Genomic DNA, 11,561 nt, shown 5'->3' on the forward strand with positions numbered 1-11,561 from the left:
CGATGAAGATACGCACCGGAGAGATCACCACCCATGTGCAGCGGCTCCCCGCGGCGCACCCGCCGGCCGACGGCGCCGAGCCGTCCGTCGTGGTGTTCGTCCACGGCCTGCTCACCGACAGCCTGGCCAGCTACTACTTCACCCTCGGCCCGGCCTTCGCCGCCGCCGGCTTCGACGTGATCATGTACGACCTGCGCGGTCATGGCCGCAGCGACCGGCCGCGGACCGGCTACCGGCTGGAGTCCTTCGTCGACGACCTCGCCGGGCTGCTCGACGCGCTGGGCGAGACCCGCCGGGTCCATGTGGTCGGCAACTCCTTCGGCGGTACGATCGCCACCGCGTTCGCCGCGTGGCACCCGGACCGGGTCGCCACCGTCACCATGATCGAGTCCGAGCCGCCGGTCGCGGAGTGGACCCGGCACATGGCCGACGGCCTCGCGGACGCCAAGAACCAGCTCGCCCGCGAAGAGGTCATCGGCTGGATCTCCGCCAACCACGGCGCGCACACCGCCCGGCTCTCCCGTGGCGCCAGCCGCATCCTGCGGACCACCACACTCGCCGAGGACGTTCCGGCGGGACGTGTCATCAGCGACGACCTGGGTGACCTCGGCTGCCCCGTGCTGGCGATCTTCGGTGACGAGTCGGGACTGAGCGCCCAGGTCTCCTCCCTGGAAGCCAAGCTGGCCCGGTGCCGCACCGTGGTCCTCGCCGAGCAGGGGCACTCCGTCCTGGTGGAAAGGACCGACGAGACCCGCGAACTGATCCTGGAGTGGGTACGGGAACACGTGCCGGCCGAGGCGGTGCGGTGACCCGCTTCCTGCTCGTCGTCCCCCCACTGGTCGGGCACATCAACCCCCTGGTGGGGGTCGCGCGCGAACTGGCCGGCCGCGGCCACCAGGTGGCGTGGGCGGGCCACGCCGACCAGATCCGCCGCCTCGCGGGCGAGGACACCGCGGTGTTCGACTGCCCGATGCCCGAAGGCGGCCTGAGCCGGCCACCGGGCATGACAGGACCCGCCGCGTTCCGGTTCCTCTGGGCGGAGTTCTTCGTACCGCTGGCCGATCTGATGGCGCCGGGTGTCGACGCCGCGATCGACGCGTTCCGGCCGGACGTCGTCCTCACCGACCAGCACGCCGTGGCGGGCGCGCTCGTCGCCGAGCGCCGTGGGATCACGCATGTCACCTCCGCCACCACCTCGGCCGAACTCATCGACCCGTTGGGCGGGTTGCCCAAGGTGGGCGCCTGGCTGAGTGAGCTGCTCGGCGCCCTGCGCGGACGGATCGGAGACCCGGAGCGGACGGGCGACCCGCGGTTCTCCCCGTACGGCGTCATCGCGTTCACCGGGCGCGAGCTGCTCGGGGACGCGCCGCTGCCGCACGAGCGGGTGCATCTGGTCGGACCGGCCATCGCCCCTCGCTCGGACCGCTCGGACTTCCCCTGGGAGTGGCTGGACCCGGAACGCAGCACCGTCCTCGTCTCGCTCGGCACGGCCAACGTGGACGCGGGCGGCCGGTTCCTCGCGGAGGCGGTCACCGCGCTCGACCGTCTCGGCGACCGGGTGCAGGGCGTCGTCGTCGACCCGGGACATACCCTCTCCGACGTGCCGCCCGGCGTACTGGTGCGCGAGCATGTGCCCCAACTCGACCTGCTGGCACTGGCCGACGCCGTGGTCTGCCACGGCGGACACAACACCGTGTGCGAGTCGCTGTGGCACGGGCTGCCGCTCGTACTCGCCCCGATCCGCGACGACCAGCCCATCGTCGCCGGACAGGTGGTCGACGCGGGCGCGGGTGTGCGGGTCCGCTTCAGCCGGGTGGACGCCACCCGGCTGGGCGCCGCCATCGAAACCGTACTGGACGGGAGCGGTGGCCACCGGGCGGCGGCCGAGGCCATCGGCCGTTCCCTGCGCGCGGCCGGCGGCCAGGTGGCCGCCGCCGACCACCTCGAACAGATCGCGGCGCGGCACACGCATGTCCCCGCACCCCACTGAACATCTCCCGCCCGCGACCCCGGGACCTCCCATGACAACCGCTTCCGAATCCGCCGCGACCGACCGGTCCCGCCCACCGGCGGGGGCCGACGCGGCGCCGCCGCCCTCCCCGCCTCCCGGGACGGCCCCGCTGCGGGTGCTGCTGCGCTACGCGCGCCCGCACCGGGCGGTGCTGTTCGCCACCCTGCTCCTGGTCCTGGCGGCCAGCGCCGCCGGGCTGGTGCAGCCGCTGGTGGCGCAGCACGTACTGGAAGGGCTGAGCGACAGCCGCGGCGTGCTCGGCCCTGTCCTGCTGCTCGCCGCGCTGGTCGTGGTGGGCGCCGGGCTCACCGGGCTGCAGTCGTGGTGGCAGCAGCGCACCTCGGAACGCGTGGTCCGGCAGATCCGCCGCGACCTGGTGTTCCGGCTGGTCCGGCTGCGGGTGCCCGAACTGGACCGCCGTCCCCCGGGCGACCTCATCGCCCGCGTCACCTCCGACAGCGCCCTCGTACAGAACGCGGCCACGGAGGGGCTGGTGATGGTCGCCAACGGGGTGCTCAGCATCCTGGGCGCGGTGATCCTGATGGGCGTGGTGCACCTCGGACTGCTCGCGGTGACCGCCGGCGTACTGCTCGCCGTCGCCCTGGTCATGGTCCTCATCCTGCCCCGGATCCGCGAGGCGGTGGCCCGTGGGCAGGAGTCCGTCGGCGCGGTGGGCGCCGCGCTCGACCGTACGCTCGGCGCCGCCAGGACCGTGAAGGCCAACGGCGCGGAACGCCGGGAGACCGCTCTCGCCGGAGAGGCGATCGAGGGCGCGTACCGGGCCGGTCTGCTCGGCGCCCGCTATGTGGCCATGGTGAAGGTCCTGTCCGGGGTGTCCATCCAGGCGGCGTTCCTCGCCGTGCTCGGGGTGGGCGGAGCCCTGGTGGCCTCCGGCGAGCTCGAAGCGGCCGCGCTGATCGCCTTCCTGCTGTACGTCTTCTACCTGGCGAGCCCGATCGGCTCACTCGTGGCCGGCCTCAGCATGCTGCAGCAGGGGCTCGGCGCCGTCGGCCGTATCGAGCAGGTCAAACACATGCCGGTCGAGGACGACGTCGACGTGCCCGACCGGCCCGCGGGACCACGCGGGCCCGGCGCGCCACCCGTCGAGTTCAGGGAGGTCCGGTTCTCCTACCCGGACCGAGGTCCCGCCCTGCGCGGGATCTCGTACACGGTCCCCGGCGGCACCCAGACCGCCCTGGTCGGACTCTCCGGCGCGGGCAAGACCACCATGTTCGCCCTGCTGCAGCGCTTCCACGAACCGGCGGCGGGACAGATCCTCATCGACGGGGTGGACATCGCCACGCTGCCCCGCGCGGAGGTGCGCCGGCGCATCGCCTATGTGGAGCAGGAGTCGCCGGTCATGGCGGGCACCATCGAGGACAACCTCCGGTACGCGGCGACCGACGCCTCCCCGGAAGACATCGCTGAGGTCCTGCGGCTGACCCGACTCGACACACTGATCGACCGTCTTCCGGACGGGCTGCGCACGGAGGTCGGCAACCGCGGTGTCACGCTGTCGGGCGGCGAGCGTCAGCGGCTGGCCATCGCGCGGGCCCTGCTGCGCCGGCCGGAGGTGCTGCTGCTCGACGAGGCCACCGCCCAGCTCGACGCGAGCAACGAACGGGCGCTGCGGGACGCGGTCGACCAGGCGGCCAGGCGCTGCACCGTGATCCTCATCGCGCACCGGCTGTCCACGGTGACCGAGGCGGACCAGATCGTGGTGCTCGAACACGGTCTGGTGCGGGCCGCGGGAACCCACCGGGAGCTGGTGGATGCCGATGTGCTCTACCGCGAACTCGCCTCGTCCCAGATGCTGGTCAGCGCGTCGAGCACCGGCGTCGGCCAGAGCGGTGACATCGGCCAGAGCGGTGACATCGGCGAGAGCGGTGACATCGGCGAGCTCGCCGAGGCGCCGCGTTGACGGACCGACAACGACAGTGAGGGCGTTCCGCAGACGATGCGGAACGCCCTCACCTATTCAGTCAGCTTGCTTGATCATCCGGTCAGACCGTTGAGGGCGGCGAGGTAGCCGTCCCGGTGGCCCGCGGCGTTCGGGTGGTAGGACTCATTGATCTTGTCCCATTCGAGGCTGGTCACCCAGGTCGAACCACTCGAGCAGATGGTGTGCGGGTCGAAGACCGGCCGCGCGTCGAGGAATGTGAAACCGGCCTCGGCCGCCCGGGCGGACATGATATCGGCCAGCGTGTCGGCTGCCGAGTTCATGGCCGTGCGTTCTTTGTCACTCAGACCGAAAATTCCGCAGGAACCGCTGATGGTGTAAAGCCGCGGATAACCGACGACAATGACTCTCGCATTGGGGGCGGCCGCACGCACGGCGGCGTAGGTCTGCGAGAGCGCGGGGGACAGATACGCCGCGGCGGCCTGCTTCGCGAGGTCGACCCCGTTGAGGCAGTCCTGGTCGTCGATGGTGAGGATGCAGTTCGTCAGTACGTCGACGAAACCGACGTCATTGCCGCCCACCTGCAGCGTCACCAGTGTGGTGTCTGCGGTCAGCTGGGGAATCTGCGAGCTGAGGACGTCGGCCGTGGTCGCGCCCGAGCACGACGCTTCCACGAACGCGGTCGACGGGTGCTGGGCCGCCCACAACCGGGAATAGGTGAGCGGGCCACGGCGGCACGCGTCGTCAGGGTTGTCGTAGGTCCAGGTGCCCGGGGCGACGGCGTAGGAGTCACCCAGGGCCACGTACTTGCCGTCGGCCGCTTGCGCCGGGGCCGATATCGTGATGGCCGCGGCGAATGCCAAGAGGACGGCGAAAAGTGGCTTTAATGAGCGCACGGAGATGCTTCTCCAATGGTGGGGGGACATGGACTCCACCTGGATATCAGCTCCGTGTGTCTTGTCATGCTCACTTCAAAGAAAAAATGATTACGATTCAGCTTTCACGGCGCTGTCGAATGCGGGATGTGGATGGCGGTGGCCACCAGGCCGCGCGCGGCGTGCCAGCGGCCCGAGAATCCGTCGAGGGTGCGGCCCCCGACCACCGGGCCCGGTACCAGGAGCCGGGCGTGGAAGGTCCGGCCGAGCGGATCGATGGCTATCTCCGCCTCGCTGAAGTCCAGCTCGCGTCCGGTGAGGGGGTACCACACCTTGAAGACGCTCTCCTTGGCGCTGAAGAGGAGCCGGTCCCAGCTGACCCCGGCATGACGCGCCATCAGGAAGTCCATGCGCGAGGACTCGTACGGCAGCGCGATGGAGTCCAGCACGCCCGGCGGCAGCGGCTTGTCGGGCTCCGCGTCGATGCCGACCGCCGCCGTCCCGGCCGACCTGGCCACGACCGCGGCGCGGTATCCCTCGCAGTGGGTCATGCTGCCGACGAAGCCCGCCGGCCACTGCGGCGCACCCCGTGGGCTGGGCAGCAGGGGCACGGGAGGCTGCCCCAGACGCAGCAGCGCGCGCCGGGCCAGGAACCGTACGGTGGTGAACTCCTGCTGCCGCGTCAGGACCGACGTCGCCACGACGGCGCGCTCCTGCGGGAACAGCTTCTCGTCCGGCTCCACCACACGGTCGTCGTACGCCACCTCCGTGACGACCGAGGCGGGCAGAATCGCCTCGATCACCGGACGCCCCGGCCGGCCGGGGCGGGCAGCACCTGACGCAGCGGCAGCCGTGGCGGCCGCTTGCGCCATTCGCGCGGGTAGCCGACCGAGACCTCCTCGAAGCGCACTCCGTCGTGCCAGGTGACCCGGGGGATGTGCAGATGCCCGTAGATCACCGCGGCGGCCCGGAAGCGCACATGCCAGTCGGCGGTCAGCTCGGTGCCGCACCACTGGGCGAACTCCGGGTAGCGCAGTACCCGGGTGGGGTCGCGCACCAGGGGGAAGTGGTTGACCAGGACGGTGCGCAGGGCCGGGTCGACGGCGGAGAGCCGGCGTTCGGTCTCCGCGACCCGGGCCCAGCACCAGGCGTCCCGGCCGGCGTAGGGCTCCGGATGCAGGAAGTACTCGTCGGAGCAGACCACCCCCGCGTCGGTGGCGATACGCAGCGATTCGGCCGTGGTGGTGGCGCCCGGCGCCCGGAACGAGTAGTCGTACAGCACGAACAGCGGAGCCACCGCCACCGGGCCGCCGGCGCCGCGCCACACGGGATAGGGGTCCTCGGGCGTGGCGACGCCCAACTCCCGGCACAGCTCGACGAGATGGAGGTAGCGCTTCTCCCCGCGCAGATCACACGGGTCCTGGGGGTGGGTCCACAGCTCGTGGTTGCCCGGCACCCAGATCACCTTGGCGAAGCGGTCGCTGAGCAGCCGCAGCGTCCATTCGATGTCGGTGTACTTCTCGGCGACATCGCCCGCGACGATCAGCCAGTCCTCGTCCGATTCGGGTCGCAGCGTCTCGACCAGCGCGCGGTTCTCGTCGTAGACGACATGCAGATCGCTGACGGCCAGGAGTTTTCCGTCGGGCACAGTTCCGTCCTTCTCGCTCGGGCTCGGACGCCTGACCGGGCCGGCCTCGGGTGCTGCGGGATCAGTCGCCGGCCGGCAGCCCGGCGCGCGGCGACTCATGGGCGCGCGCGGCATGCAGTCGGGCGTAGGCACCCTGGTGGTGGATCAGTTCGTCGTGGGTGCCCTGCTCGACGATACGCCCGGACTCCATCACCACGATGACATCCGCGTCACGGATGGTGGACAGCCGGTGTGCGATGACAAAGCTGGTCCTGCCCTCGCGCAGGGTGTTCATCGCGCGCTGGATGAGGACTTCGGTACGGGTGTCGACCGAGCTCGTCGCCTCGTCGAGCACCAGGACCGCCGGCTTGGCGAGGAAGGCCCTGGCCACCGTGATCAGCTGCTTCTCGCCCGCGCTCACACCGGCCGACTCGTCGTCGAGCACGGTGTCGTAGCCGTCCGGCAGGGTACGGATGAAACGGTCCGCGCAGGTGGCGCGGGCCGCCGCCACGATCTCGTCGCGGGTCGCCCCGGCGTGTCCGTATGCGATGTTCTCGGCGATCGTGCCCCGGAACAGCCAGGTGTCCTGGAGCACCAGACCGAACTGTGCCCGCAGGTCGTCGCGGGTCATCGACGCGATGTCCGTCCCGTCGAGCAGGATGCGGCCGTCGCCGACCTCGTAGAACCGCATGAGCAGATTGCCCAGCGTGGTCTTGCCCGCGCCGGTCGGTCCGACGATCGCCACGGTGCTGCCGGGTTCGACGGTGAGCGAAAGATCCTCGATCAGGGGGCTCTCGGGGGAGTAGCGGAACGAGACCCGGTCGAACCGCACCCGGCCGCCGGCCCGGCCCGGCCTGACCGGGCGCTCCGGGTCGGGGCCCTGCTCCTCGGCGTCCAGGAGGGTGAAGACCCGGGCGGCGGAGGCGATCCCGGACTGGAGGCGGCCGGCCACGCTCGCGACCTGGACGATCGGCTGGCTGAACTGGCGGGAGTACAGGATGAACGCCTGGACGTCCCCGAGGCTCAGCGAGCCGTTCACCACCTTCCACGCGCCGACCACCGCGACGACCACATAGCCGAGGTTGGCGATGAACATCATCGACGGCTCGATGGTGCCCGAGGCGAACTGGGCCTTCCTGCCGGCGCGGAACAGCGCCTCGTTGTGCGCGTCGAAGTGCCGCTCGGCCTGTTCGCGCCTGCCGAAGCCCTTGACCAGCGAATGGCCCGTGTAGATCTCCTCGACATGCCCGTTCATCGTGCCGGTGGCGGCCCACTGGTCCGCGAACCGGGGCTGGGCGCGCTTGCTGATCCAGGCCGCCAGTACGGCCGACACGGGCACGCTCGCCAGCATGATCAGGGCCAGGGACGGCGAGATGACCAGCATCAGGATCAGCATCGTCACGATGGAGAACACCGAGGTGATCAGCTCGGCGAGGGTCTGCTGAAGCGTCTGCTGGAGGTTGTCGACGTCGTTGGTGGCGCGGCTCAGCACCTCGCCCGCCGGATTGCGGTCGAAGTAACGCAGCGGCAGCCGCGCGAGCTTGTCCTCCGCCTTCTCCCGCAGGTCGAAGACCACCCGCTGTACGACGGCCGCGATCAGCCGCCCCTGCGCGAGCATGAAGAGCGAGGCCGCGACGTAGAGGACGAGCAGGATCAGCAGCACCCTGCCGACCTCGCCGAAGTCGACGCCGGGCGGGCCGGAGCCGACGGCGGCGCCGGGAGCGTGGCCGATGACGCCGTCGACGATCAGATCCGTGGCCCTGCCGAGGAGCAGCGGGCCGAACGCGTTGAGCGTGATCCCGCCGATGCCCAGGGCGAGCGCCAGCGAGATGAGGGAGCGGTGCGGCCGGAGCAGGCCGAGGAGCCGGCGGCCGGGCCCGCGCGTCCCGGGTTCGCTACGGCTGCCGGGCGAGACCATCGACGGCCTCCTCTTCGGTGAGCTGGGAGAGCGCGATCTCGCGGTACGTCGTGCTGTCACGCAGCAACTCGGCGTGGGTGCCGGTGTCGACGACGCGGCCCTCGTCGAGGACCACGATGCGATCGGCGAACCGGACGGTGGCGACCCGCTGGGCGACCGTGATCACCGTCGCCCGGGCCGTCTCGGGCGCGAGGGCGGTCCGCAGCGCGGCGTCCGTGGCGTAGTCGAGCGCCGAGAAGCAGTCGTCGAAGAGGTAGATGTCGGGCCGGCGCAGCAGGGTGCGCGCGATGGCCAGGCGCTGGCGCTGCCCGCCCGAGACATTCGTGCCGCCCTGAGCGATCTCGGCGTCCAGACCGCCGGGCATGCGCTCGACGAACTCGGCCGCCTGAGCGATCCGGAGGGCCTGCCACAGCTCCTCGTCGGTGGCGTCGGGATCGCCGAAGCGGAGATTGGTCGCGACGCTGCCCGAGAACAGGTACGGCTTCTGCGGTACGAAGCCGACGGCGCGGCTGAGCACCTCCGGGTCGAGCTCCCGTACGTCGACGCCGTTGACGCGCACCGAACCGTCGGTGACGTCGAACAGCCGGAGGACCAGGTTGAGCAGCGTCGTCTTGCCGCTGCCGGTGCTGCCGAGGATCGCCACGCTCTCGCCGGGACCGGCGGTCAGGTCGATCCCTTGCAGTACGGGCTTCTCCGCGCCCGGGTAGCGGAACTCCGCGGCGCGCAGGACGAGATGCCCGGAGGCGGCGGGCGCGGTCCCGGCCGGCTCGGCCGGCGGGGTGACGCTCGTCGGGGTGGTGAGGATCTCCTGCACGCGTGCGGCGGACACCTTCGCGCGGGGCACCGAGAGGAACACGAACGCGACCATCACGACCGACATCAGGATGAGGGAGAGATAGCTGAGGAACGCGCTGATCGCGCCGATCCGCATCGTCCCCGCGTCGATCCGGTGCGCGCCGACCCAGAGGATGGCGACCATGAACGCGTTCATGAGCAGCAGCACCACGGGGAGCATGGTCGCGATGAGCCGGCCGACGCGCTGCGAGACCTCGAAGAGTTCGGTGTTGGTCCGGGCGAACCGCTCGCGTTCGTAGGCGTCCCGGACGAAGGAACGCACCACGCGGACCCCGGTGATCTGCTCGCGCAGCAGCCTGCCCAGCCGGTCGAGGTATGTCTGCATCCGCTCGTAGAACACCCCCATACGGGCCAGGAGCAGACCGAACGCGACACCGACGACCAGGACGAGCAGCACCAGGATCAGGGCCAGCGGAACATCCTGCTGAAGCGCCAGCGCGACGCTGCCCAGGCACATGAGGGGCGCCGACACCACGATGCCGAAGCCCGACAGGGCCAGGGTCTGTATCTGCTGGACGTCGTTGACCGTCCGGTTCATCAGCGACGGCGTGCCGAAGCGGCCCACCTCGCGGGCCGAGAAGTCCAGCACCCGGCGGAAGACGACGGAGCGGATGTCACGCCCCATCGCCATCGCGGTGCGCGAGCCCAGCGACACCGCGCCGACGGCCGAGACGATCTGTACGAGCGCCACGGCGATCATGATCGCGCCGACCCGTGTGATGTAGCCGCCGTCCTCTCTGACCACACCGTTGTCGATGAGCGCGGCGCCGAGGGTCGGCAGCAGCAACGTGGCGAGGATCTGGGCCAGTTGCAGGAGGACCAGCAGAGCGGCCGCTCGCCTGTAGGGACGTACATGGGTACGCAGGAGTCTGAACAGCACGGAAAGACACTCCGGTTGACAGAGCCGGCCCGGACGCCGACGCACACAGTGCACCGCACGGGACGCCCGAAAATTACTAGTGTTCTCCGCTTCCCGCTTTCCGGCCGGCGGCGGGACTCAGGAATTCCCTAGTATGCCGGGGATTTCTTGACACCGTGGTCGGCGGCTTGCGAGCGTGCCGATGTCTATCGTCCGGACAGAAGCGTATTCGATGCAAGGTCGTCGACCGAGCTCTGCGTTTGGACGGTCTCTCCGTGGTCGAGAAGGGGTTGGAATGTCCAAGCGTGCGCTGATCACTGGAATTACCGGGCAGGATGGATCCTATCTGGCCGAGCACCTGCTCTCGCAGGGCTACCAGGTATGGGGATTGATCCGGGGCCAGGCCAACCCGCGAAAGTCGCGGGTCAGCCGGCTCGTCTCGGATCTGTCCTTTGTCGAGGGCGATCTCATGGACCAGGCCAGCCTGGTGTCCGCTGTCGACACCGTGCAGCCGGACGAGGTCTACAACCTCGGCGCCATCTCGTTCGTGCCGATGTCGTGGCAGCAGGCCGAACTGGTCACCGAAGTCAACGGAATGGGCGTGCTCCGCGTCCTTGAGGCGATCCGCATGGTGAGCGGCCTCAACAGCTCCCGCACCGCCGCGGGCACCGGCCAGATCCGCTTCTACCAGGCGTCGTCCTCGGAGATGTTCGGCAAGGCGGCCGAGACCCCGCAGCGCGAGACGACGCTCTTCCACCCGCGCAGCCCGTACGGCGCCGCCAAGGCGTACGGGCACTTCATCACCCGTAACTACCGTGAGTCCTTCGGGATGTACGCGGTCTCCGGGATGCTCTTCAACCACGAATCTCCCCGCCGCGGTTCGGAGTTCGTGACCAGGAAGATCTCCCTGGCGGTCGCCAGGATCAAACTGGGACTCCAGGAGAAACTGCACCTGGGGAACCTCGACGCGGTACGCGACTGGGGCTTCGCCGGCGACTATGTGCGCGCGATGCACCTCATGCTCCAGCAGGACGACCCGGACGACTACGTGGTGGGCAGCGGCACCATGCACTCGGTCTCCGACGCGGTGCGGATCGCCTTCGAGCATGTGGACCTCAACTGGGAGGACTACGTGGTCATCGACCCCGAGCTGGTCCGCCCCGCCGAGGTGGAGATCCTCTGCGCCGACAGCAAGCACGCCCAGACCCAGCTGGGCTGGAAGCCCTCCGTCGACTTCCCCGAACTGATGCACATGATGGTCGACGCGGACCTCGACCAGGTCTCCCGCGAACACCGGTACGGGGACCTTCTGCTGGCCTCCAGCTGGTAGTGGACCGCAGGACCGCGAAGAACTAGGGAATTCCCGTCGCGGTCGCGACGACACTCGCCACATGGCTTCCCCCGTAATCGGCCGTGAAGCCATGTGGCTTTCTCATTAATTGCATTGCACGACGAGCGCGAGATGTCCGGCGTGATTCATGTTCGGCCGCTGGCTGTCGAGATGGGTTGAGTTGAG

Annotated in this window: 9 protein-coding genes; 4 read left to right on the forward strand and 5 right to left on the reverse strand. The window is 70.0% G+C overall.

What is annotated here, in order from left to right; translation table 11 throughout:
* Window positions 1-2: 2 nt before the first annotated feature.
* The 3 genes from ACFVWW_RS23715 to ACFVWW_RS23725 are packed head-to-tail and all read left to right on the forward strand — an operon-like array spanning window position 3 to window position 3,932.
* The gene (locus ACFVWW_RS23715; RefSeq protein WP_384189156.1) at window positions 3-809 is read left to right on the forward strand and encodes an alpha/beta fold hydrolase; all 807 of its coding nucleotides are present in this window, start codon (window positions 3-5) and stop codon (window positions 807-809) included.
* The gene (locus ACFVWW_RS23720; protein ID WP_386879020.1) at window positions 806-1,990 is read left to right on the forward strand and encodes a nucleotide disphospho-sugar-binding domain-containing protein; all 1,185 of its coding nucleotides are present in this window, start codon (window positions 806-808) and stop codon (window positions 1,988-1,990) included. The genes ACFVWW_RS23715 and ACFVWW_RS23720 overlap by 4 nt, the downstream gene beginning before the upstream one ends.
* A gap of 31 nt (window positions 1,991-2,021) precedes the next feature.
* Window positions 2,022-3,932, forward strand: a complete 1,911-nt coding sequence (locus ACFVWW_RS23725; protein ID WP_386879019.1) for an ABC transporter ATP-binding protein — start codon at window positions 2,022-2,024, stop codon at window positions 3,930-3,932.
* 74 nt (window positions 3,933-4,006) lie between these two features.
* On the opposite strand, the gene ACFVWW_RS23730 is transcribed toward ACFVWW_RS23725, so the two are convergent.
* From ACFVWW_RS23730 to ACFVWW_RS23750, 5 genes are all read right to left on the reverse strand, one after another.
* Window positions 4,007-4,774 carry an SGNH/GDSL hydrolase family protein gene (locus tag ACFVWW_RS23730; protein WP_384329936.1) on the reverse strand — a complete coding sequence of 256 codons (768 nt, stop codon included), beginning with the start codon at window positions 4,772-4,774 and terminating at the stop codon, window positions 4,007-4,009.
* A 137-nt stretch (window positions 4,775-4,911) separates the two neighbouring features.
* Entirely contained in the window at window positions 4,912-5,589 is a 678-nt protein-coding gene (locus ACFVWW_RS23735; protein WP_386879018.1) for a 4'-phosphopantetheinyl transferase, read from the reverse strand.
* Complete coding sequence (locus tag ACFVWW_RS23740) at window positions 5,586-6,548, reverse strand: metallophosphoesterase family protein (RefSeq protein ID WP_384189149.1); 963 nt, start codon at window positions 6,546-6,548, stop codon at window positions 5,586-5,588. The genes ACFVWW_RS23735 and ACFVWW_RS23740 overlap by 4 nt, the downstream gene beginning before the upstream one ends.
* Window positions 6,496-8,331 carry an ABC transporter ATP-binding protein gene (locus ACFVWW_RS23745; RefSeq protein WP_386879017.1) on the reverse strand — a complete coding sequence of 612 codons (1,836 nt, stop codon included), beginning with the start codon at window positions 8,329-8,331 and terminating at the stop codon, window positions 6,496-6,498. The genes ACFVWW_RS23740 and ACFVWW_RS23745 overlap by 53 nt, the downstream gene beginning before the upstream one ends.
* Window positions 8,309-10,066 (reverse strand): ABC transporter ATP-binding protein, encoded by a 1,758-nt coding sequence (locus tag ACFVWW_RS23750; RefSeq protein WP_386879016.1) that lies wholly within the window; start codon window positions 10,064-10,066, stop codon window positions 8,309-8,311. Before ACFVWW_RS23750 ends, ACFVWW_RS23745 begins: the two co-directional genes overlap by 23 nt.
* Before the next feature lie 274 nt (window positions 10,067-10,340).
* On the opposite strand from ACFVWW_RS23750, the gene ACFVWW_RS23755 reads away from it, so the two are divergent.
* Complete coding sequence (locus ACFVWW_RS23755) at window positions 10,341-11,375, forward strand: GDP-mannose 4,6-dehydratase (protein ID WP_384189144.1); 1,035 nt, start codon at window positions 10,341-10,343, stop codon at window positions 11,373-11,375.
* Window positions 11,376-11,561 lie beyond the last annotated feature (186 nt).

The organism is Streptomyces sp. NPDC058198 (assembly GCF_042882605.1).
GTDB lineage: Bacteria > Actinomycetota > Actinomycetes > Streptomycetales > Streptomycetaceae > Streptomyces.

Coding starts and splice junctions, on each gene's coding strand:
- ACFVWW_RS23715 (WP_384189156.1), top strand. CDS start 3: ATGAAGATACGCACCGGAGAGATCACCACCCATGTGCAGCGGCTCCCC.
- ACFVWW_RS23725 (WP_386879019.1), top strand. CDS start 2,022: ATGACAACCGCTTCCGAATCCGCCGCGACCGACCGGTCCCGCCCACCG.
- ACFVWW_RS23740 (WP_384189149.1), bottom strand. CDS start 6,548: ATGCCGCGCGCGCCCATGAGTCGCCGCGCGCCGGGCTGCCGGCCGGCG.
- ACFVWW_RS23745 (WP_386879017.1), bottom strand. CDS start 8,331: ATGGTCTCGCCCGGCAGCCGTAGCGAACCCGGGACGCGCGGGCCCGGC.
- ACFVWW_RS23755 (WP_384189144.1), top strand. CDS start 10,341: ATGTCCAAGCGTGCGCTGATCACTGGAATTACCGGGCAGGATGGATCC.